Here is a 22,003-nt window from a genome sequence, read left to right on the forward strand (position 1 = left end):
CGGTGAAGTATCAGTTCGCGCCTCGGGCAAGACGAAACCCCGGCGATGTGGCACAGGGCCAGGGATCGTTCCGGGGTCTTCGAGCCCAAGGGTACACGGAGGGTCGACGGTGGGGGAAGGACCGATGTCGAGCGGTGACGACGAAGCGCTGCTCGACTTGTTGACGACCGGCCGAATGTCCTCGTACTCCAGCGCGACCGGCTCGCCGTCGGCAGCGCTGCGGCTGTACGAGTGGAACATGCACGCGTCGGCCAGCGCGATGGAGCTGACCGGCATCGTCGAGATCGTCGCTCGGAACGCGCTGGACCGGGAACTCGCGGCGTGGGCTCGGAGGCGCCTCGACACTCCGGAGTGGTTCGGCCGTGCGCCCCTCGACCAGAGGGGCACTCGTGACGTCTCCAAGGCTGAGGATCGATCGCGACGGGCGGGGGCGCCGGGCGAGCACGGTCGGGTGGTCGCCGAGTTGTCCTTCGGTTTCTGGCGATACCTCGTCGGATCGCGTTACCACGCATCGCTCTGGGTGCCCGATCTGCATCGTGCGTTCCCGTACGGACCGCGAGACCTGCGCGCACGGCGGAGAGAGGTCGAACGCCGCATGCGCGAGCTGCACTTCGTGCGCAACCGGGCCGCTCACCACGAACCGATCCACCAGCGCGACCTCGGCCGGGACCTCACGTTCGCGCTCGAACTCCTCGGGTGGGTCCACCCCGTCGCGGCCGAGTGGGCCGCACGGGTGACGACCCTCCGCGCGGTCGTCGATGCTCGACCCGTGACGGTACGCGGCGGCTGAGGGGCAGGATCGCAGGAGCGCGGTGCACAGCGGCACCGCCGGGAGCGAAGGAGCATCCATGTCGGGACCGAGCGTGCTGTTCATCGGCGGCAGCGGCATCATCAGCGCCGCCTGTGTGCGTGAAGCCGTCGAGCAGGGGTTCGACGTGACCGTGCTGAACCGGGGCGAGACGGACAAGCGGCCGATCCCGGAGCGCGTGACGCGCCTCCAGGCCGACGTGTCGGACCGCACCGCGCTGGAAGCCGCGATCGGCGACCAGCGGTGGGACGTCGTCATCGACTTCGTGGCGTTCAGGCCGGACCAGGTGCAGCGCGACGTCGAGGTCTTCACGGGGCGGACGCGGCAGTACGTCTTCATCTCGTCGGCCTCGGCGTACCAGACGCCCGCCACACACCTGCCGATCACCGAGTCGACACCGCTGAAGAACCCGTTCTGGCAGTACTCGCGGGACAAGATCGCGTGCGAGGACCTGCTCGTCGAGGCGTACCGCGAGAACGACTTCCCGATGACGATCATCCGCCCGTCGCACACCTACGACGAGACCCTCGTGCCGTTCTCGGGCGGGTGGACGGTCCTCGGGCGGATGCGTGCGGGCAAGCCGGTCGTGGTGTGCGGCGACGGCAGCTCGCTGTGGACGATCACGCACGCGCGGGACTTCGCCGTCGGGTTCGTCGGGCTGCTCGACCGCGCCGAGGCGATCGGCGAGGCGTTCCACATCACGGGCGACGAGGCACCGACCTGGGACCGGATCGCGCACGAGCTCGCGGCCGCTGCAGGGGTCGAGGACCTGGAGATCGTGCACGTGCCGTCCGATGCGATCGACGCGCTCGACGCGGACTGGGGTGCGAGCCTGCTCGGCGACAAGGCGAACACCTCGGTGTTCGACAACACGAAGGTGCAGACGCTGGTGCCGGAGTTCGCGCAGACCACGTCGATCCGGCAGGGTGCGCGCGAGATCGTCGCGTGGTTCGACGCGGACCCGTCGCGGCAGGTGACGGACGAGCGGCTGGACGGGCTGATGGACCAGCTCGTGGAGCGCTGGCGGGTGCGCTGACGCCGGAACAGCCGGAACGACGGACGGGCGCGCCCCGCTCAGCGGCGACGCGGAGCGTTGCGCGGGGCGCGCCGACCGAGCCCGCGAGGGAGGACGTGGCGGATCCGCCTCGTGCCTCCCGTCCGTCGGGTGGTCGCGTCGCGTCAGCGCGCGGCCAGCACCTCGCCGAGGGTCCCGATCGCGAGCCGGACCTCGTCGTCGGTGACGACGAGCGGCGGCGCGAAGCGGATGGTCGACCCGTGGGTGTCCTTCACGAGCACACCGCGGTCGGCCAGGTCGTGCGCGACCTCCTTGCCGGTGCCGAGCGCGGGGTCGATGTCGATCCCCGCCCAGAGCCCGGCCACGCGGTGCGCCACGACCCCGCGTCCGACGAGGTCGTCGAGCAGACCGCGCAGCAGCGGTTCGCCGGCGAGCGCCCGCTCCTGGAACGTGCCCTCGCCGAGCATCGCCACGACCTCGGTGCCGACGGCGGCCGCGAGCGGGTTGCCGCCGAACGTCGAGCCGTGCTCGCCCGGACGGAGGACGCCCAGGACGTCCCGGGAGCCGACGACCGCGGACACCGGGACGATGCCGCCGCCGAGCGCCTTGCCGAGGGTCACCAGGTCCGGCCGCACCCCGACGCGCTCGACGGCGAGGGTGTGCCCGGTGCGTCCGAGACCCGACTGGATCTCGTCGGCGACGAACAGGGCGCCGAAGTCGTCGCAGACCGCGCGCACGGCCGGCAGGTAGTCGGCGGGCGGGATGACGACCCCGCCCTCGCCCTGGATCGGCTCGAGCAGCACGGCGACGACGGTCTCGTCCATCGCCGCGCGGAGGGCGGCCGCGTCGCCGTACGGCACCGTGCGGAAGCCCGGCGTGTACGGGCCGAAGTCGTTGCGGGCGTCGGGGTCGTCCGAGAACGACACGATCGTGGTGGTGCGGCCGTGGAAGTTCCCGGACGCGACGACGATCGTGGCCTGTCCGGCCGGGACGCCCTTGACGCGGTAGCCCCAGGCGCGCGAGACCTTGATCGCCGACTCGACCGCCTCGGCCCCGGTGTTCATCGGGAGCACGAGCTCGGTACCGGTCAGTTCGGCGAGCGCCGACGCGAACGGGCCGAGCCGGTCGTTCACGAAGGCACGGCTCGTCAGGGTCACCCGGTCGAGCTGGGCCCGGGCGGCGTCGAGCAGCCGCGGGTTGCCGTGGCCGAAGTTCACCGCGGAGTACGCGGCGAGCCCGTCCAGGTAGCGCTTGCCGTCGACGTCCGTCACCCACGCACCGTCGCCGGACGCGATGACGACCGGGAGCGGGCTGTAGTTGTGGGCGAGGGAGCGGTCCTCGACGGCGAGCGCGGCCGAGGTGTTGGTCCCCGTCGCGGTGTGCATCAGGACCGCGCGACGGAGGTGTCGGTGCCGACGGGGTGCAGGTCGAGCGTGCAGCACTTCACGCCGCCGCCGCCGAGCAGGAGCTCGGACAGGTCGACGCCGATCGGGTTGTAGCCCTTCTCGCGGAGCTGCTCGGCGAAGGTCGTGGCGCGCGAGGCGATCACGACGTTGTAGCCGTCGGAGTACGAGTTCAGCCCGAGGATCGCGGCGTCCTCCTCGGTCGCGATGATCGCGTCGGGGAAGCGCTCGCGCAGGATCGCCAGCGAGGGCTCGTCGAACGCGCTCTCGAGGTACGCGATGTTCGAGCGGCCGGAGGCGTCCGGCACCGGGTCGAGGATCGCGATCGCGGTGTCCAGGTGGTAGAAGTTCGGGTTCACGAGCTGCAGCGTGATGACCTGTCGGCCGTAGACCTTCGCGATCTCCTCGTGCGAGCTGCTGTCCGACCGGAAGCCCGTGCCGGCGAGGATGACGTCGTCGATGAGCAGGAAGTCCCCCTCGCCCTCGTTCGTCTCGACGGGCTCGGCGACGCGCAGGCCGGCGTCGCGGAACCAGTCCATGTACGCGGGGCCCTCGGGCTGGCGCTCGGGGTACTGGAACTTCGCGCCGTACGCGACGCCGTCGAGCACGAAGCCGCCGTTCGCCGCGTAGACCATGTCCGGCAGGCCCTCGATCGGCTCGATGTACGAGATGTCGAAGCCGAGCTGCTCGTAGACGTCCACGAGGGACTGCCACTGCTCGACGGCCTTCGACGTGTCGGTCGGCTCCTCCGGGTGCATCCACGGGTTGATCCGGTAGCTGACCGTGTAGTGCGTCGGCTTGCACATCAGGATCGTGCGCTTCGTGGCGACACGGGCCGGTGCTGCCTGCGGTTCGGTTGCGGTGTTCGACATCAGTCCTCCTGGGACCGGGGCCCGAGCCTGCCAGGAACCACCACGGGTGAAGCACTCCGGCGAGACGCAGGCTCACTCACCGCAGCGGACCAGGTCGACGCCGGCTCGATCCTTGCACGACTGACCGCAGCGGAACAGCACCAACACGAGAACCGACGCCGGATACCGGGCACGAACCGTCCGATCGGTGCAGCAACGGTTCGATCACGCCCTGGCACCCGTTCGGGTGACGCACGATTCCTGCGTCGGACCCACCGGACTCGCAAGAACCGCGCGTACGATTGACGAACATGGATACGCTCGACCACCGCATCCTGGACCAGCTCCGGGAGAACGCCCGCGCCGGGTACGGCGACATCGGGTCGGTGGTCGGACTCTCGGCCTCCGCCGTGAAGCGCCGGGTGGATCGGCTCGTCGCGGACGGGGTGATCCAGGGCTTCACGATCAAGGTCGACCCCGCGGTGGAGGACCGCGGGACCGAGGCCTGGGTCGAGCTCTACTGCCGCGGCACGGTCTCCCCCGACGAGCTCCGCACGCTGCTCGACACCGTGCCCGAGGTCGTCGACGCCGGGACCGTCACGGGCAGCGCCGACGCCGTGGTGCACATGCGGTCGCGGGACCTGTCGGCCCTCGAGCTGGCGCTCGACCGCGTCCGCCTCGCACCGCAGGTCGACCACACCCGCAGTGCGATCGTCCTCTCGAAGCTCGTCAGCCGCGAGTCCGCGTAGGGTCGCGTCCGTGGGACGCGGGACGACGGCCGGGAGGCACGGGGCTGCGTCCGGCACGTCGACGGCGGCCCGCCACCTGGTCACCGCTGCGTCGGTCGCCTACCTCGCCAACTTCCTGTGGGGCACGGCGGTCGCCGTCCGCGTCATCCGGACGAAGAAGCTCCGCGTCGTCCACCACGGCCTGTTCGTCGTCACCGCGACCCTGACCGGCGTCGCCGCGACGACCCCGGTGTGGACGCGGGACCGCTCGGCGCTGTTCCTGCTCCCCGCACTCGTCCCGCTCGGCGTCGCCCCGCGCACGAACCCCCGCTCGCGAGCACACTGGAGAGTCGCGGTCGCCGCGGCACCGTCCTACCTGGGGGCGCTGCTCGCACGCGGGCGACCAGGAGGGTGATCCGTGGAGCTGTTCGAGGCGATCCGCCGCCGGCGCACGACGAACGGGGCGTTCCTGCCCGACCCGGTGTCCGAGGAGCACCAGCGGCTGCTCATGGAGCTCGCCGGACGGGCCCCCTCGCAGCTGAACAGTCAGCCGTGGCGGTTCGTCCTGGTCGAGGAGCGCCCGACGATCGAGCGCATCGCCGAGATCAGCGGCCGCTCGATGACCCGCACGATGGCCGAGGGGACGTTCTTCGAGCGGTACCGGCCGTACTTCCGGTTCTCGCAGGCCGAGATGGACGAGCGCCGCGACGGCATGCTCTTCGACAAGCTCCCCGGACCGCTCAAGCCCTTCACGAAGCAGGTGTTCACGAAGCGCGGGCAACTGCTCATGAACACCCTGCGGGTGCCGCACACCCTGGGTGAGGAGAACCGCCGGCTCGTCGCGGGGTCGCCGCTGCTGCTCGGCGTGCTGCTCGACCGCCACGAGTACCGGAAGGAGGAGCTGTCCGGCTTCTACTCGGTGTTCAGCATGGGCGCGGCGATGGAGAACGTCTGGCTCGCGACGACGGAGCTCGGCCTCGGGATCCAGTTCGTGTCGTTCCCGATGGAGACCCCCGGCGCGTGGGCGGAGATCGAGGGGCTCCTGCACGTGCCGGACTCGCTCGAGCTGATGGCCGTCTACCGGATCGGGTACCTGCCTCCCGAACGCCGTCGCCCCGCCATCGACTGGACGTCGAGCGAACGGAAGCGCGCCTCGCAGTACGTGTTCCGCGGGACCTGCGACACCCCGCAGCAGGGGTGGGACGACGCTCCCGTGGCGACCACCGCCGTGGACGGGAGCGACTCGTGACCGGCGGCCGGTCCGCCGGGGCCGAGCCGGGCCTCCAGGCCGTCGCCTCGGTCGCACCGGCCCTGCGGGGGCGACCGTGGATCTCACAGGACTGGCTCGACGTCGTGTTCGTGCACTGGCGGGTCGACGTGTCCGCGGTCGCGCCGCTGCTGCCGGCGGGTGCGCGGCCGGACACGATGGCGCTCGACGGTACCGACGACGGCGCGACCACGTGGGTGGGTCTGATCGGCTTCCGGTTCACCGACACCCGCTTCCCGCCGCTCGGACCGCTCGGGCGGGCCGGCAGCGTCGGTGACTTCGTCGAGGTGAACGTCCGCGTCTACACGCGCGACGACCAGGGCCGACGCGGGGTCGCGTTCCTGTCGCTCGACGCCGGGAAGCTCCTGCCGACGGTCGGCGCGCGCGTCGCGACGGCGCTGCCGTACTGGTGGGCGCGCGCCGAGGTGCGGACCGGTGGCGGACGCGTCGGCTACGCGATGCGGCGGCACGGGACGCACCTGCGGTCGCTGTTCGAGGTCGAGGTCGGCGAGGCCGTGGCGGAGCCGTCCGCCCTCGAGACCTTCCTGACCGCGCGCTGGGGCATGCACGTGCCTCGGGCGGGGGCGACCCGGTACTGGCCGAACGAGCACGAGCCGTGGCCGCTGCACCGGGCGACGCTCCGGACGCTCCGGGACGACCTGGTCGCCGCGGCGGGGCTGCCGTTCGGACTCACCGGGCTCGAGCCGGACTCGGTGCTGTACTCCCCCGGCGTGACGACCCGGTTCGGCCGGGGCCGCTGACGGGCCGCGCCGCACCGAGCGGACCGCGCAGCGGGGTGCCGCGCGCTGAGCGGGCCGCCCGGTCAGCGCAGCGGGGTGCCGCGCGCTGAGCGGGCCGCCCGGTGGGCATGAGTAGCGTCCGACCGGTGAACGACAGCGTGCACCAGCAGGACGTCCGACGCCGGGCGGGGTGGCTCCCGCAGGACCAGTCCGGGCTCGAGGGGTGGCTCCGCGGCCGCCGCGATCGGCTGGACGAACGCGACCCCGACCGGGTCCTGCACCCGGCCGTCGCCGCGCTGCGGGACCTGGTCGAGGGCGACCCGCTGCTGCGCATGCAGGCGTCCGAGATGATCGCGCAGGTGCCGCAGGGCCGCGCGTACCGGGAACGGCACCTGCGCAGCTTCGACGAGTTGCTCATGCTCGTCGACGACGTCGTGACGACGGCTCCGGAGTACAGCGACGAGCAGATGGTGATGACGCCCCTCGACGGCGTCCTCGACTGGACGAAGGCCACGCCGGCCGGCTTCGCCTTCTACCGTGACCCGCGGGTCAACGCGGCGATCCGCGACATCCTGCAGGGCTGGTGCACGTTCCTGGACAGCGAGAACTCGCTCCTCGTCCTGGTCGACGAGCCCTCCGGGTGGTTGAACGACTCAGCTCGGCGGGCCCTCGGGATGGACCAGTTCGTGCACGACCCCGACGCCGAGCACTGGGGCTTCCCGTCGTGGAACGCGTTCTTCACGCGGGAGTTCAAGGAGGGCGCGCGTCCCGTCGCGGCGCCGGACGACGACGCCGTCGTGGTCAGCCCGTGCGAGGCGACGCCGTACCGGATCGCGAGCGGTGTCCACCGCCGTGACGACTTCTGGATCAAGGCCGAGCCGTACTCCGTCGAGGAGCTGCTCGCCGGCGACGAGTCCGTCGACCTGTTCGTCGACGGCACCGTGTGGCAGGCGTTCCTCAGCGCGCTCGAGTACCACCGCTGGCACAGCCCGGTGGCGGGGACGATCGTGCGCGCCTGGGTCGAGCCGGGCACCTACTACTCCGAGGCCGACTCGCAGGGCGCCGACGCCGCGGAGCCGCAGCGGTCGCAGGGGTACCTCGCGCACGTGGCGACCCGGGCGATCGTGCTCGTCGAGGCGGACGACCCGGCGATCGGGACCGTCGCGGTGGTGTTCGTCGGGATGTCCGACGTGTCCTCGTGCGTGATCGGCGAGGGCGTCGAGGAGGGCGCGCACGTGGGCAAGGGCGACGAGCTCGGGTGGTTCCGGTTCGGCGGGTCGAGCGTCTGCGTGCTCTTCGGCCCCGGCGTCGTCGAGTCGTTCTCGCTCGGCGCGGTCCCGCAGGCCCCCGACGAGGAGCCCGCCCTGCTGCACGTGCGATCCCACCTGGCGACTGCCACGCGGCGCACGGACGAGCAGTAGCGTCCGGCCCGGCGCCGGCGCCCACCGGTCGCCGCCGGGGTACGGCCCCTGGGTGGTCGCCCGTCGCGCGGTGCGTACAAGGGGAGCATGACGCGTGTGGCTGTGGTGACCGGAGGATCGGCGGGACTGGGACGGGCGACCGTCCGGGAACTCGCGGCACGTGAGTGGGACGTCGCCGTCCTGGCCCGTGGACGCGACGGGGTCGAGGCCGCGGTCGCCGAGGTCGAGGCCGCCGGGCGTCGGGGCCTGGCGCTCGTCGCCGACGTGTCCGACCGGCAGGCCGTCGAGGACGCCGCGGACCGGGTCGAGCAGGAGCTCGGGCCGATCGACCTGTGGGTGAACGGCGTCATGGTCGGGGTGTTCGGGAAGTTCCTGGACACCGCGGCGGAGGACTTCGAGCGCGCCCTGCACGTCACCTACCTCGGGTTCGTGAACGGCACCCGCGCAGCGCTGCGCCGGATGGTGCCCCGCGACCGCGGCCACGTCGTGCAGGTCGGCTCGGCGCTGGGCTTCCGGGGCATCCCGCTGCAGGCCGCCTACTGCGGGGCGAAGCACGCGATCGTCGGGTTCACCGAATCGGTGGTGTCCGAGCTCGAGCAGCAGGGCAGCAAGGTGGCGGTGTCCCGCGTGGACATGCCGGCGCTCAACACGATCCAGTTCCAGTGGGTGCAGTCGACGCTGCCGCACCTGGCGCAGCCGGTCGCACCGATCTACCAGCCGGAGGTCGGCGCCCGAGCGATCGCCACGGTCGCCGAGCGGCCTCGCCGTCGGACCTGGGTGGGCGAGTCGACGGTCTACACGATCCTCGGCAACCGCATCAGCGGGCGCTTCGCCGACTGGTACGCGGCGAAGACCCTCGTCGCCGGGCAGCAGGCGCCGCAGAAGGACGGGAACCAGATCGGCGTCAACCTGTACGAGCCGGTCCCGGGTGACCACGGCGCGCACGGGGTCTTCGACGACTCCGCGCACGCCTGGTCGCCGCAGACCTGGTGGGTGGAGCACCGTCGGCTCGGCAACGGCCTGCTCGGTGCCGCGCTCGGGATCGCCGGCGCGGTCGCACTCGCCGCCGGACGTCGTCGATGAGCCGGTCGCCGCGGGATCGGTCGGCACGGAGCCGCTCGGCGCGGGACGGTCGATTCGTCGAGGCCGCGCGCGCGGTCGTCGGCGTCGCGCACCTGGTGCTCGCGGGACGACGCGGTGCGCCGCACCGGGTCCTGCACGGGGTGCTCGCCGTCCGACAGACCGGGCAGGCGGCGATCACCGCACGGATCGGCACGGCCGACGCCCACACCGCCGGTGCCGTCGTGGACGTCCTGCACGGCGCCACGATGCTCCCGCTGCTCCTGCTCCCCCGGTTCCGCCGGTTCGCACTCGGTCAGGCCGTGCTCGCGGTCCTGCTCGCGGTCGCCGAGGTCGCGTCGGTCGGGCGCGGACGCCGCTGACGGCAGCGCGCCTTCCGCACAGGGCCACACTCGCGCACGAGGGCACGGCGTAGCGTCCGGGGCATGAGCAACCACGACGAGGGCGTCCAGACCGAACCGGTGATGGACGGCGCGAACGAGGCCACGAACCACGAGAAGCTGCGCGGGCTGATCGAGCAGGTCGACCACGACCACCACGGCGAGGGCGCCGGCGCGATGGCCGACCACCTCCGCGACCGGATGGACGAGACCGGCGTCGAGCACGAGGACGGCGCAGCCACCGAGGACTGACCTCGCGTCCGACGGCGCACGTCCGGCGTGCTCCGGCCGCCTGTTCCGGACCGGAGGCGCGGCTCACGTGACGCGCGCGCGGAACGTGCGCAGGGCCTCCAGTCGGGCGTCGTCGAGTCCCGACGACGCGACGAACCCGTCGACGTCGAACGCCGCCAGCGCTGCGCGGAACGCGTCGGCGACCGTCGTGCCGTGCTCCGCGCAGAGCGCGTCGATGCGAACCTGCTGGTCCGGGACACCGAGCGCCGCCCACAGGGCGGCGAGGTCCGTGGCGCTGACCAGGTGGTCGGCGACGATCGCCTCGGGCTCGACGTCGGCGATCGTCAGGAGGGCGAGCGCGACCATGCCCGTGCGGTCCCGGCCGGCGGCGCAGTGGAACAGCACGCCACCCGGGCCCGCATCTGCGATCGCGGCGAGGGCGGCCCCGGTGCGCTCGGGCAGCTCGCGGAGGTGCGCGCCGTAGTACAGCGGCGTCGCGACGAGACCGTTCTCCCAGTAGCGGTCCCAGAACGCCGGGGCGTCGTCGCGACCGTCGTGGTCGACCGCGACCGTCGTGACCCAGGACGGCCGCGGGTGCTCGTCACGGGCACGCTCGTCGGGCGCCCGGAGGTCGACGATCGTCCGGATCCCGGCGTCGTGCACCGCGCGCCAGCCCTCCGCCGTCAGCCGGTCGACGTTCTCGGACCGGAACACGCGGCCGGTCGGGGTCGTCGTGCCGTCGCGCCGCGGCAGGCCGCCGAGGTCGCGGGCGTTCACGAGACCGTCGGCGACGAGCCGGCGCAGGCTCCCGGACCGGGCGGATCCGGACACGCTAGACACGGAGCGCCGCGAAGGCCGGGTCGACGTCACCGAAGCGGTGCGCGGTGATCGCGATCGACTGCTCCCGCAGGTAGTGGAACATCTCGACGACGCCGGACTCGACGACCGGGGCGTCCACCACGTCGACGTCCACGCTCGCGCCGAGGGCTTCCTCGAGCGCGAGGGGGTCGCCTCCGACGATCCGGATCCGGGCGCCCGGGCCGCCGAACGCGGCGGTCGGCGGGCGGTCCTGGCCCTCGGTCTGGGCGAGCACGGCCTCGAGCGCGTCCTGCGGCTCGTCGCCCGTGCTCCAGTCGCTGCGGAAGACGGCGCCGGACGCCGCTCGGCCCAGGAAGTCCTCGTCGGACTCGACCAGGTGGTCGACGACGTCGAGCGGTGACCGGGGTCCGGCGAGCAGCTGGGTGAGGGGGCCGGGCAGGGGGCGTGCCGTGCTCAGCAGGACGTGGGCGCGCGCCGAGGTCGCGGCGACGAGCGTCCGGACCAGGGCACCCGTCGGAGCGCCCTCGGCGTGCCGGACGACGACCGACCGGGGACGCCAGCGGTGCACGTTCCGCTCGATGCCCAGCCCGGTCGGGTCCTGCGAGCGGCCGTACAGCGACTGACGGGCGCGGACGTCGCTCAGGGCGCCGGCGCGGACCTGGTCGAACTCCTCGAACGACAGGCCGCTGCGGGCCGCCTCGATGAGGGCCGTCACGCGCGACGGCAGCCCGGTGAGCTGGATGCTCTTGTGCACGCTGCGCGGGACGGGCTCCCATCGGCCGAGCGTCGCGACGTCCAGCGGACCGCCGGTCTGGGCGCCGGGACCGACCGACGAGGCCTTCCAGCCGCCGGTCGGACGCCGACCCACGACGGCGCCGGTGGTCCGACGGTTGACGATGAGCTCGCCGGCCTGGACCGACGCGACCCAGGTGCCGACCTCGTCGACGTCCAGCGAGTGGAGCCCGGCGACGAGCCCGGAGTCGGGGCCGTTCTGCACCGCGATCGCCTGCTCGAGGGTCTCGACGTGCACGATCCCCAGAACGGGCGCCGCGGCCACGTCGTGGTGGAAGGCGCTGCCCGGACGGACCCCGTCGCGGATGCCCGGCGACCAGAGCCGCCCGGTGTCGTCGAGCGGGGCGGGCTGCACGAGCCACGACTCGCCCGGTCCGAGCTCGGTGAGCGCACGGAGCACCGCACCGCTCGGCTCCGAGACGAGCGGACCGATCTGGGCGGTGGGGTCCTGCGGCCACGCGACCCGGAGCGTCCGGGTGGCGTCGACGAGCTGTCGGCGGAACCGCTCGCTCTCACCGACGGAGCCGACGAGCACGACGAGGGGCGCGGTGGCGCGGTCCTGACCCGCCTGGCCGAACGCGGAGTGCACGACGTCCTGCGCGGCCTGGTCGAGGTCGGCGCTCGGCGTCACGACGACCGTGTTCCGGCTGCTCGTCGCCGCGGTGAGCGGCAGCCCCGCGCGCCACCAGCGGAACGAGCGTGCGGTGTCGGTCGTCCCCGTGAGGAGCACGCGGTCGACGGTCGGGTGCGCCACGAGGTCACGGCCGAGCTGGTCGACGTCGAGGTCGACGAGCTGCAGCAGCGAGTGCGGGACCCCGGCGTCCCAGAGCACGTCGGCGAGCACCGCGCCGGAGCGTCCCGCTCGGGGCGAGGGCTTGAGGACGACACCGCTGCCCGCGGCCAGCGCGGCCGTGATGCCTGCTGCGGCGATCGCGACGGGCGCGGTCCAGCTCGGGACGACGACGGTCAGGCGCGGGGGCACGAAGCGGGCGCCGTCGCCGTCGAGCCCGGCGAGGTGCCGTGCCCGGTCCGCCGCGTGGTGCGCGAGGTCGACCGCCCGGGTGACCTCGGTGTCCGCCTCGGTCAGGGTCTTGCCGGTCTCGGCGACGAGCACCTCGACCAGGTCCGCACGACGGGCCGCGAGCTCGTGGCCGATCAGGTCGAGGAGTTCGGCGCGGTCGCCCGGGTCCTGGCGACCCCAGTTCACGCCGGCCTGCGCGGTGCGCGCGACGATCCGCTCGAGCTTCGACCGGTCGGCGGTCCGGGCGCCGCGCAGGGTCTGCACCCCGAGCCGCGACGACGGCACCCGGCCCAGGACGTCGGCGGCCCACGCGCGGTTGCCCGGGGTCGAGGGATCGGTGTCGGCAGCGTTCTCGAAGGCTGTCCGGATCGTCGGGCTGCCCACGGGCTGTCGGCGGTCCTGGGTGCGGTGGGTCGCGGGCACCGGCTCGTCGAGGGCGTCGAGGGCCTCGCGGTGCCGCGCGGCCTGCTGCTCCAGCGCGTCGGGGTCGACCGGTCCGGCGCCGATCGCGGCGACGAAGTGCTCGGGGCCGGCGTTCTCCTGCAGGCGTCGGGCCAGGTAACCGATGGCCGCGTCGAAGTGGTCCGGCTGCACGACCGGCACGCCGAGCACGATCGGCCCGACGTCCTGGCGCACGGCGTCGGTCGTGCCCGTGCCCATCCCGAGCAGCATCGCGACCCGGACCCCGTCGGCCACCCCGCGCCGGCCGGCGAGCAGCCACGCGGTCGCGAGGTCGAACAGGTTGTGACTGCCGACCTCGACCCGAACGGCGTCGATCCGCTCCGGCGTCAGTGCGGCGTCGAGCAGCCGGAGGTACGCGGTGTCGGTCTCGCGCTTGGACCCCCACGTGGCGAGCGGCCAACCGCGCAGGACGGACTCGACCCGTTCGGCGGGGAGTTCGGCGCCCTTGACGAGCCGCACCGTGACGGGAGCCCCGCCGCGCGCCCGACGCTCCTGCGCCCACGTCGTCAGGTCGTCGAGAGCCGCCGCGGTGTCCGGCAGGGCGGCCTGGAGCGTGATCCCGGCCTGCAGACCGGTGAACTCGTCGCGGTCGAGCAGTGCCTGGAACACCGCGATCGTCAGGGCCTGGTCGGCGTGCAGACCGGCCTGCAGGGTGACCGTGCCGGCGGGACGGCCGAGGGCGATCGGGGCGGCAGCCGCCCGGAACAGCGGCACGAGCCGGTCGACCGCGCGCTCGACGGTCCGGTCGGGGGCCCACGGCGCGAGCTGCGGCACGACACTGCGCAGCGAGACCGCCACGCGGTCGACGTCCGGTCGTTCGAGCAGCTCCACGGTCGCCTGCAGCCGTCGGTCGCTCTCGGCGCTGCCGAGGACGGCGTCGCCGAGCAGGTCGACCTCGACCAGGGTGCCCGGGCCGCCGACCTTCGCCAGGGCGGACCCGAGCTTGGCGGGGGTCGCGTCGACGACGAGGTGCCCGGCGACGCGGCGCAGGATCCGGCGCGCGGTCGGCACCACGGCCCACGGCGCCATGGTCGCGAAGCCGCCACCGAGGGTCACCGCGCCGCGGAGGTACCAGGCCAGGTCCTCCGGCACGTCCTGGCTGACCTGCTCGAGCGTCCGTGCCGCGACCCGCGGGTCCTCCGGTCGGACCACCCGGTCGAGGAAGCCGCGCGTGAAGGCGAGGCCCTGCTCGTCCCGGAGCACCTGGGCCAGTCGGGCTGCGCCGGCGTCGGGCTTGCGTCCCGCGGACGCCGCCGTCCACCGTCGCACGAGGGCGACGGCGTCGTCGGTGCAGTCCTGCAGTCGCGCGCTCGGCATGCCCCTGATCGTATGCCGAGCCGCCGACGCCACCTCGGAGCGTGCTGGACGTGCCGTGGAGGTCGTCCGGACGGATGATCCTGGTGGACGGCGACGCGCCGGTGGATACGCTGAGCGGCATGTCGACGGAGGGCAGCGGTGACCACGACTGGGCCACCTGGGACGCGTACCACGACGCCTGGCGACGGCTCGACCGGGCCCTCGACCGGGCGGTGCAGGAGGGGGCGGGGATCTCCGTCCCCGAGTTCGAGATCCTGATCGGCCTGCACCGCGACCCCGAGCACCGCCTGCGGGTCCGTGACATCTCGACGGGCATCGGCTGGGAGAAGTCGCGCGTCAGCCACCAGGTGACGCGCATGGTCGCGCGCGGTCTGGTCGTCCGCGCCGACTGCCCGCAGGACGGGCGCGGCAGCTGGGTGGAGATGACGCCGGACGGGCGGCGCGCGGTCCTCGCCGGGATCCGCGCGCACACGGGCGCGCTCGAGGAACTGTTCTGGAGGCCCGTGGGGACGGACGCCGACACGCTGCGGTCGGTCAGTGCGCGCCTGGACGAGGCCGTCGGCCCCGACGACCACGAGGGCTCCGCCGCCGATTGAAAGGCACGACGGACGCCCCGGCGTCTTGTACATCAGTACTGCAGTTCTACGATTCAGCCTCTACCGTCGTGATCGCGGAGTCCAGCGGACTCCGGTTCACCAACGAAGGAGTTGCCCGTGTCGTTCCGTTCCACCCCCGAGGGTCGACTGTCCGCTGGATCTGACAGCTACGGCGGCACGTACGTGGCGTTCAACGCCTTCGACCAGAACCTCATCATCGGTGGCGCCATGAGCGCGATCGGGGACGGCGGGGGAATCCGGTGTGGGACCAAGGCACTCCGCGTGTGCCCGGTCTCGCACAGGGCGCCGCGCTGCGCGTGAGGGCCGAGCAGCAGTGAAGATCCTGACCAATCTCACGTTCTCGATCACGGTCGCGGGCCTCCTCCTCGCCTCGAGCTCAGCGATGTTCGCTGCCACGCTCGACACCCCTGCCCGCCCACTCGGTGTCCTCGCCTCCGGGGTCGCTGTCGGACTGAGCGGGATCTACGTCGGCACGGTCGCGCGACTGCGTCACGCGCGCCGACACGGAGATCGGGCCCGCTAGCAACGACGACCCGCTCGATCGCGGGCCTCCCGGGCGCAGCCGGGGAGGCCCGCGATCCGTCAGAGGTGCACGTCGGCCAGGACGCCGGACTCGCCGCGGAGGCGGACCTCGACGGTCGTGATCTCGTCGCGGGGGATGTCGGTCGAGGCGGAGAGCCCTCGGGCTTCGGCGCCGGCGGCCGACCACGACGCCACGGTCTGCACGGTGCCGTCGGTGCGGACCACCACGAGGTCGTACATCACGGAGCCGTCCGACGACCACTGCTTGCCGCCGTAGGAGCACCCCCAGTCGAAGCGCGTGCCCCACTGCTCCCCGCTGACCGCGAGGTCGACGTCGAGACCCTGCGAGCCGGACATCGTGTAGCGGTCCCCCGGGGCGGCGGCGGTCGGTGACGCACCGGCCTGGACGGTACCGCGCTCCCCCGCCGTCCCGACGGCGAGCCCGCCGAGCACGGCGGCGACGACTGCGAGCCCCGCCGTGGCCGCGACCCAGACCCGGCGACGACGACGACGGTGCCGGACGCGGTGCGCGACGGAGGCGAGGGTGCCCGCGGAACCGGTGTCGTGCCTCCCGTCCGGTTCGGCGATCTCGATCGCCTGGTCGGCGGGCAGCTTGCCCAGCAGGCCGGGCAGACCGACCAACTCGGCGACCGCTGCGGTGCAGCGGGGGCACGACTCCAGGTGCCGCTCGTACTCCAGGCGCTCGTCGGCGGGCAGGGAGCCCAGCACGTAGGCGGCGTCCCACTCGGCGTAGCGGTCGTGCGCGGTCGGGTCCACGCTCATCGGGTCACTCCTCGTTCCTGCAGGGCGAGCCGGAGGGCTCGCAGCCCGTAGTGCAGCCGCGACTTCGCGGTGCCCTCGGGGATGTCGTGTCGTCGGGCGATCTCGGGGACCGTGTGCCCCAACCAGTAGGCGTCGACCACCACGCGGCGGTGCTCGGCACTCAGCGACGCCAGTGCGTCGGCGACCACGATGCGGTCGAGGACGGCGTCGGTGCGGTCGGCCTCGGCACGGTCGACCGGGTGCTCGGAGCCCTGCTCGCGTCGGTTGCGGGCGGAGCGGGCGTCGTCGACGACCAGGTTGCGGGCGACCGTGAAGAGCCAGGCGCGTGCGCTGTCCGGCGCGAGCTCGAGGACGGCCGGACGCTGCCACGCGCGGACCATGGTCTCCTGGACGACGTCCTCGACGATCGAGCCGTCCCGCGTCAGGTGCCGGACGTACCGCGTGAGCGCGTCACCGTGCTCGCGGTGCAGCGTCGCCAGCAGTTCGTCGGCGGGACGGCCCGTCATCGTCACTTCCCCAGGTCGAGGGAGAACTCGACGGAACCCTTGTCGTCGACGGTGACGAACCCGAGCGACGGGGCCTGGACGCCGTAGTCGGCGAAGGTGATCGGCACGCTGCCGACGACCTGGACGGTGCCGCCCTGGCCGACGGCGACCTGTGCGTCGGCGGTGACGGGCTTCTCGACGCCGTGCAGGTCCATCGTGCCGGTGAGGGTCACGTCCTGGGCGGTGCCGTCGAGCGCCTTCGAGACGTCGACGGGCTGGGTGAGCGTGAACGTCGCGGTGGGGAACTTGGCGGTCTCCAGCGCCTTGTCACGGAAGTACGCGTCGCGGGCGGCCTCCGGCGTGCTGATCTTGCCGACCTGCACGGTGACCTCGGCCTTCGTGAGGGAACCGCCGGCGACCTCCGCCGTGCCCTCGACGTCCTTCGTGCGACCGACCACGTTCACATCATTCCCCTGCAGGACCTCGTGCACGCGGTAGCCCGCGTACGACGTGCCCTTGCTCGTCCAGGTGCCGTTCGCCTCGCTCGCGGTGAGCGACCCGGCGGCGCCGGACGCACTCGCGCTGAGGGAGGGTGCGGCGGCGGCCTGGCCGTTGACCGTGTTCGCGTAGATGACCGGGCCGGCGATCGCGGCGGCGGCCCCGATGACGACGACGCCCGAGGCGATGCCGATGATGACCTTCGTACGTGTGCGGAGTCCCATACCCGGACGACGAGACGGGGCGCCGGATCGTTCAGATCTCGTCCGGTCGTACTGGGGACGTGCGACGACGGCCGGTCCCTTCCGGGGCCGGCCGTCGTTCGTGTGGCGCGGGGGTGTTACTTGATCTGTGCGGTGATGGTCGCGGTCCCGACGAGGAGACCACCCTTGACCGCGTCGGTCTTGAAGGTGCTGTTGAGCAGCTTCGCGGCGTCATCGGAGACGTGGACCGTGGTGCCGGTCAGGATCGCGTTGTCACCCTCGAGCTGCAGCGGCTTGAGCGTGCCACCGTGCAGCGAGAACAGGTACGCGTTCGACGCTGCGACCTGGCCGTTGACCAGCACGTCGCCGTAGAGCTTGGACGAACCCGGGTTCACCACGAAGTTCTCCAGCGTCACCGTCGTGTCACCGGCCTTGAGGGTCAGGCCCGAGTCGTCGTGGTTCAGCAGCCCCTGCACGTACGGGCGGTAGTTGCCGTCCGGCGACCAATACGTCACCGAACCGGCCGTGATCGGGAACGACACCGACCCGTTCTCGAGCTTCGCGTTGCCCGACACGCCCGGGGTCAGGCCCAGCGAGGTCAGCGCGTCGGTGAAGCCCTTGTCCAGCGCGACGGCGGTGTTGCCGCCCTTGACCTCCGGCACCGACGCGACCGGGCCGGGGATCTTCGACGAGGACGAGGAGACGGTGTGGACGGTGCCGTCGGCCTGCGCGGCGGACACACCGAACGCAGCACCGCCCAGCACGAGGGCGCCCGTGGTGGCGAGGGTGATCGAGGTCTTCAGGCTCTTACGCATGGGTTCGTTCCTTTCGTGGTCGCGCTCGGCGCGATTTCCCTGTATGCGCGCCGAACACACCCCACATGGGGGTGGAGAACCAGCTGACTGCGGCTGGTGAGCGCTCCGGGTGTCTCCCGGCTGTTGCATCTGATTCGGGAGCCTACGGAGATCGGTTTGGCCGTATTCAGCGACGTTATCGTTCTGTTACCAAACCGGGGGACGAGGGCTCGTGACAGCCCGCGGCAGGGTGTCCGTGGCAGGGTCGATCTGTGCAGCACACGAAGACCGCCGTCATCGCCGGGTGTGGGGACCTCGGGACCGAAGCCGGACTCCGCTTCGCGGAGCAGGGGTACAGGGTGGTCGGCCTCCGACGCCGGGCGGAGCGCATCCCGGAGCCGATCATCGGCCGGAGCGTCGACCTGCGTCGTGCCGTGCCGACCATCGACCCGGACACCGCGGTCGTCGTGGTGGCGTTCGCCGCGGGTTCCCGTGACGTCGACGAGTACCGCGCGACCTACGTGGACGGCCTGCGGAACGTGCTCGACGGCGTCGAGGCGTCCGGGGCCTCGCCTCGGGTGGTCGTGGTGTCCTCGACCGCGGTGTACGACGAGTCCGACGGCGGCGAGGTGTCCGAGGAGACCCCGGCACGTGCGGGGACACCGACCGCGGGCGTACTGCTCGAGGCCGAGGACTTGCTGCGCGCCCGACGCCAGGACGCCGTGCTCGTGCGGCTCTCCGGGATCTACGGACCCGGGCGGGAACGGTTGATCGACCAGGTGCGGGACGGCTCCGCACGACTGGCCCCCGTCGCGGGCGGCTCACCGCACACGAACCGGATCCACCGGGATGACGCCGCCGCGGCGCTCGTGCACCTGGCGGCCGTCCCGGACCCGGCGCCGACGTACCTGGGGACCGACGACGAGCCGGTCCGGCTCGACGACGTCCTCGTGTTCCTGGCCGGCGAGCTCGGCGTGCCGGAGCCGCCGCGTGCCGAGGCGTCCGGGCGGCAGGCGGGCGGCGACAAGCGGCTGTCGAACGTGCTGCTGCGGTCGACGGGCTGGGAACCGCGGTACCCGACGTTCCGCGAGGGGTACCGCGCGGTGCTCGCGGGCGAGGGCGTCCGGCACCCGTAGCGCTCGGGGCACCGCGCCGCGCCGGCGGGGGCGGCGAGGGTGCCACATCTGGGACGCTCGATGGCCTGCGGCGACGTGTCGTGCCCACTCGGCGGAACGTATGCGGCGTGTCGTGCACGCTCGACGAGACGCACGAGCACCCGCCCAGCACCCCCGGCCGCGCTCCGCCCGCCCGCGCACCGACCGGCTCCTCAGTGGAACCGGTGGTCCTGGATCGTCATGCGCGGCCCGAACGCCGGCTTCCGGAAACCCGAGCCCCCGATCAGCCGCACGACCCGCTCCCGGTGCCCACGCCAGGGTTCGAGGAGTTCGAGCATCCCGTCGTCGTCCACCGGTGCCCCGGCGAGCGCCCACCCGACGAGGGCCGGCACGTGGTAGTCCCCGACGCTCGGCGAGTCCGGGTCGCCGTGCGCACGCTGCGCGGTCTCGGCAGCGGTCCACCGGCCGATCCCGGGCACCGACTGCAGCCGCTCGGCCACCACCGCTCCCCCGCGGCCGAGCCCGAGGGTCCGCTCGAGCGCCGGAGCGACCCGCATCGCCCGCATCACGGTCGCCGACCGGCCGGGTTCGATGCCGGCCCGGTGCCACTCCCAGCTCGGGATCCGTGCCCACTGCTCCGCGGTCGGCTGCACGAACATCCCGCCAGGCGCCGGCCCGGGCGCGGGCTCACCGAACCGACGGAGCAGGTACCGCCAGGCGCGCCAGGCCTGCCGCGAGGTCACCTTCTGCTCCATGACCGCGGGCACGAGCATCGCGACGACCGTGTTCGTCCGGAGCAGGCGGAGCCCCGGTTGGCGGTGGCGCGCCTCGGCCAGGAACGGGTGCGCCCGCACGTCCAGGTCGGACCAGTCGTCGCCGCGGCCGAGCAGGTCGGGGGCGTGCTCGACCGCCCACCCGGCGCCGTCGCCCCACGCCGACACCGCGACGGCGTCCGCGCCCGCCCGGCGGACGAGCACCGAGGCCGCGCCGGTCGGCGTGCGCAGGGCGAGCCACGTGTCGGCGCCGACCACCTGGAAGGCGGGGTCGCCGGAGCCGCGCTGCAGCGGCCGGAGGGTCGCGCGGACGTCCAACGCGCCTCCAGGCCGGTAGACCGTGTCCACGCGACCGGCCGCGGCCGACGGGGCGGCGGCGACGGGAGACGGGACGGACACACGGGGATGGTAATGCCACACCACCGTCGGACATGATGGGACCGTCCCCGCACCACCCGACAAGGGAGTCTCCATGCGCATCGGCATCCTCACCTCCGGAGGCGACTGCCCCGGCCTGAACGCGGTCATCCGCGGCATCGTGCTCAAGGGCATCGCGATCCACGGACACGAGTTCGTGGGGTTCCGCGACGGCTGGCGGGGCGTCGTCGACGGCGACATCGTGCCGCTCGGGCGCAAGGACATCCAGGGCATCGCGAAGCAGGGCGGGACCATCCTCGGCACGAGCCGGACGAACCCGTTCGAGGGGCCGAACGGCGGCGTGGAGAACATCACGGCCACGCTCGAGCGGCACGGCATCGACGCGATCGTCGCGATCGGTGGCGAGGGCACCCTCGCCGCCGCGAAGCGCCTGACCGACGCGGGGCTCAAGATCGTGGGCGTCCCGAAGACCGTCGACAACGACCTCGGTGCGACCGACTACACGTTCGGCTTCGACACGGCCGTCGCGATCGCGACCGAGGCGATGGACCGCCTGCGCACCACCGGTGAGTCGCACTCCCGCTGCATGGTCGCCGAGGTGATGGGCCGCCACGTCGGCTGGATCGCGCTGCACTCCGGGATGGCCGCGGGCGCGCACGCGATCCTCATCCCGGAGCAGAAGACGAGCATGGAACAGATCGCCGAGTGGGTGCGGTCGGCCTACGACCGTGGCCGCGCCCCGCTCGTCGTGGTCGCCGAGGGCTTCGTTCCCGACCACGAGGACAACGCGCACACCGAGCGCGGGCTCGACGCGTTCGGGCGGCCGCGGCTCGGCGGCATCGGGGAGCGCCTGGCGCCGATGATCGAGGAGCTGACGGGCATCGAGACGCGGGCGACGACGCTCGGGCACATCCAGCGCGGGGGCACGCCGACCGCGTACGACCGGGTGCTGTCGACCCGGCTCGGGCTCGCGGCGATCGACTCCGTCGTCGAGGGTCGCTGGGGCCGGATGGTCGCGCTGCAGGGGACGGACATCGTGCACGTCTCGTTCGAGGACGCGCTCGGGGAGCTCAAGACGGTGCCGCAGGACCGCTACGACGAGGCCGCGATCCTGTTCGGGTGAGCGGCGGGTGCCGTTCCGCGCGTGGGGTGCCGATCTGCGCATCGGAGGCCGTTCCGCGCATGGTGGGTCGTTCCTTCCGGCCCACCATGCGCGGATCGTCCTCCCATCGCGGACGCGATGGGTCGGAACGACGGACTGGAGGATCGGGGTAGCGTCCGACGCATGACGCGCGCAGTCCTCGTCTCCCGTTCCACCCCGCCCGCCGTCACGCAGGTCGACGTGCCCGAGCCCGACGAGGGCGAGGCCCTCGTCGACGTCACGTACTCGAGCGTCAACTACAAGGACGGCCTCGCCCTCGCCGGCAACCCCGGCGTCGCCCGGGTCGACCCGCTCGTCCCGGGCATCGACGTCGTCGGCACGGTGTCCGCGCTCGGCCC

General features: G+C 73.0%; 24 protein-coding genes. 15 read left to right on the plus strand and 9 right to left on the minus strand.

Translation table 11 applies throughout. The features are described from left to right. The first annotated feature begins 124 nt into the window (after positions 1 to 124). Complete coding sequence (locus tag HUN59_RS18440; protein ID WP_174779563.1) at positions 125 to 790, plus strand: hypothetical protein; 666 nt, start codon at positions 125 to 127, stop codon at positions 788 to 790. A 58-nt stretch (positions 791 to 848) separates the two neighbouring features. Beyond that, a complete protein-coding gene (locus HUN59_RS18445) occupies positions 849 to 1,844 on the plus strand; it encodes an SDR family oxidoreductase (RefSeq protein ID WP_174779207.1) in 996 nt (331 codons plus the stop codon). A gap of 143 nt (positions 1,845 to 1,987) precedes the next feature. On the opposite strand, the gene rocD is transcribed toward HUN59_RS18445, so the two are convergent. Beyond that, positions 1,988 to 3,208, minus strand: coding sequence for an ornithine--oxo-acid transaminase (rocD, locus tag HUN59_RS18450; RefSeq protein ID WP_174779208.1), 1,221 nt, complete (start codon positions 3,206 to 3,208; stop codon positions 1,988 to 1,990). Next, positions 3,208 to 4,098, minus strand: a complete 891-nt coding sequence (gene ddaH, locus HUN59_RS18455; RefSeq protein WP_058741616.1) for a dimethylargininase — start codon at positions 4,096 to 4,098, stop codon at positions 3,208 to 3,210. The genes rocD and ddaH overlap by 1 nt, the downstream gene beginning before the upstream one ends. A 290-nt stretch (positions 4,099 to 4,388) precedes the next feature. Here ddaH and HUN59_RS18460 point away from each other — a divergent pair, with 290 nt between their 5' ends. The 8 genes from HUN59_RS18460 to HUN59_RS18495 all read left to right on the plus strand — a co-directional run bounded on the left by HUN59_RS18460 (position 4,389) and on the right by HUN59_RS18495 (position 9,945). Further along, positions 4,389 to 4,826 carry an Lrp/AsnC family transcriptional regulator gene (locus HUN59_RS18460; RefSeq protein ID WP_058741615.1) on the plus strand — a complete coding sequence of 146 codons (438 nt, stop codon included), beginning with the start codon at positions 4,389 to 4,391 and terminating at the stop codon, positions 4,824 to 4,826. A 10-nt stretch (positions 4,827 to 4,836) separates the two neighbouring features. Further along, positions 4,837 to 5,220, plus strand: a complete 384-nt coding sequence (locus tag HUN59_RS18465; protein ID WP_174779209.1) for a hypothetical protein — start codon at positions 4,837 to 4,839, stop codon at positions 5,218 to 5,220. 3 nt (positions 5,221 to 5,223) lie between these two features. Continuing rightward, a complete protein-coding gene (locus HUN59_RS18470) occupies positions 5,224 to 6,054 on the plus strand; it encodes a nitroreductase family protein (RefSeq protein ID WP_174779210.1) in 831 nt (276 codons plus the stop codon). Further along, a complete protein-coding gene (locus HUN59_RS18475) occupies positions 6,051 to 6,833 on the plus strand; it encodes a YqjF family protein (protein ID WP_174779211.1) in 783 nt (260 codons plus the stop codon). The genes HUN59_RS18470 and HUN59_RS18475 overlap by 4 nt, the downstream gene beginning before the upstream one ends. 125 nt (positions 6,834 to 6,958) lie before the next feature. Then, entirely contained in the window at positions 6,959 to 8,233 is a 1,275-nt protein-coding gene (locus HUN59_RS18480; protein WP_174779212.1) for a phosphatidylserine decarboxylase family protein, read from the plus strand. Between the two features lie 87 nt (positions 8,234 to 8,320). Further along, positions 8,321 to 9,316, plus strand: a complete 996-nt coding sequence (locus HUN59_RS18485) for an SDR family oxidoreductase (RefSeq protein ID WP_174779213.1) — start codon at positions 8,321 to 8,323, stop codon at positions 9,314 to 9,316. After that, positions 9,313 to 9,675: a hypothetical protein gene (locus HUN59_RS18490; protein WP_174779214.1), complete on the plus strand. Its 363-nt coding sequence runs from the start codon at positions 9,313 to 9,315 to the stop codon at positions 9,673 to 9,675. The genes HUN59_RS18485 and HUN59_RS18490 overlap by 4 nt, the downstream gene beginning before the upstream one ends. 63 nt (positions 9,676 to 9,738) lie before the next feature. Further along, entirely contained in the window at positions 9,739 to 9,945 is a 207-nt protein-coding gene (locus tag HUN59_RS18495) for a hypothetical protein (RefSeq protein ID WP_058741608.1), read from the plus strand. Between the two features lie 63 nt (positions 9,946 to 10,008). Here the strand turns inward: HUN59_RS18495 and HUN59_RS18500 are convergent, their stop codons facing one another. Beyond that, entirely contained in the window at positions 10,009 to 10,755 is a 747-nt protein-coding gene (locus tag HUN59_RS18500; RefSeq protein WP_254629943.1) for a tyrosine-protein phosphatase, read from the minus strand. A gap of 1 nt (position 10,756) precedes the next feature. Next, positions 10,757 to 14,335, minus strand: coding sequence for a bifunctional proline dehydrogenase/L-glutamate gamma-semialdehyde dehydrogenase (locus HUN59_RS18505; protein ID WP_174779215.1), 3,579 nt, complete (start codon positions 14,333 to 14,335; stop codon positions 10,757 to 10,759). A 119-nt stretch (positions 14,336 to 14,454) separates the two neighbouring features. Here HUN59_RS18505 and HUN59_RS18510 point away from each other — a divergent pair, with 119 nt between their 5' ends. Further along, positions 14,455 to 14,931: a MarR family winged helix-turn-helix transcriptional regulator gene (locus tag HUN59_RS18510; RefSeq protein ID WP_167509964.1), complete on the plus strand. Its 477-nt coding sequence runs from the start codon at positions 14,455 to 14,457 to the stop codon at positions 14,929 to 14,931. Positions 14,932 to 15,048: 117 nt separating this feature from the next. Next, entirely contained in the window at positions 15,049 to 15,252 is a 204-nt protein-coding gene (locus HUN59_RS19550; protein ID WP_217483588.1) for a hypothetical protein, read from the plus strand. 282 nt (positions 15,253 to 15,534) lie between these two features. Here HUN59_RS19550 and HUN59_RS18515 read toward each other — a convergent pair whose 3' ends face one another. From HUN59_RS18515 to HUN59_RS18530, 4 genes are all read right to left on the minus strand, one after another. After that, entirely contained in the window at positions 15,535 to 16,257 is a 723-nt protein-coding gene (locus HUN59_RS18515; protein ID WP_174779216.1) for an anti-sigma factor family protein, read from the minus strand. Continuing rightward, positions 16,254 to 16,763 (minus strand): sigma-70 family RNA polymerase sigma factor, encoded by a 510-nt coding sequence (locus HUN59_RS18520; RefSeq protein WP_114850614.1) that lies wholly within the window; start codon positions 16,761 to 16,763, stop codon positions 16,254 to 16,256. Before HUN59_RS18520 ends, HUN59_RS18515 begins: the two co-directional genes overlap by 4 nt. A gap of 2 nt (positions 16,764 to 16,765) precedes the next feature. Continuing rightward, on the minus strand, positions 16,766 to 17,464 hold the full coding sequence (locus tag HUN59_RS18525; RefSeq protein WP_058741601.1) for a YceI family protein: 699 nt from the start codon (positions 17,462 to 17,464) through the stop codon (positions 16,766 to 16,768). Positions 17,465 to 17,580: 116 nt separating this feature from the next. Next, on the minus strand, positions 17,581 to 18,258 hold the full coding sequence (locus HUN59_RS18530; RefSeq protein WP_058741600.1) for a hypothetical protein: 678 nt from the start codon (positions 18,256 to 18,258) through the stop codon (positions 17,581 to 17,583). A gap of 251 nt (positions 18,259 to 18,509) precedes the next feature. On the opposite strand from HUN59_RS18530, the gene HUN59_RS18535 reads away from it, so the two are divergent. Continuing rightward, positions 18,510 to 19,373, plus strand: a complete 864-nt coding sequence (locus HUN59_RS18535; protein ID WP_174779217.1) for an NAD-dependent epimerase/dehydratase family protein — start codon at positions 18,510 to 18,512, stop codon at positions 19,371 to 19,373. Positions 19,374 to 19,564: 191 nt separating this feature from the next. Here HUN59_RS18535 and HUN59_RS18540 read toward each other — a convergent pair whose 3' ends face one another. Further along, positions 19,565 to 20,524 (minus strand): DNA-3-methyladenine glycosylase family protein, encoded by a 960-nt coding sequence (locus HUN59_RS18540; RefSeq protein ID WP_174779218.1) that lies wholly within the window; start codon positions 20,522 to 20,524, stop codon positions 19,565 to 19,567. A gap of 73 nt (positions 20,525 to 20,597) precedes the next feature. On the opposite strand from HUN59_RS18540, the gene HUN59_RS18545 reads away from it, so the two are divergent. After that, complete coding sequence (locus HUN59_RS18545; RefSeq protein WP_058741596.1) at positions 20,598 to 21,626, plus strand: 6-phosphofructokinase; 1,029 nt, start codon at positions 20,598 to 20,600, stop codon at positions 21,624 to 21,626. Between the two features lie 162 nt (positions 21,627 to 21,788). Beyond that, positions 21,789 to 22,003 (plus strand): alcohol dehydrogenase catalytic domain-containing protein (locus HUN59_RS18550; RefSeq protein WP_441307023.1); only part of this gene is annotated, 215 nt, incomplete at its 3' end.

It is taken from the genome of Curtobacterium sp. Csp2, from assembly GCF_013347165.1.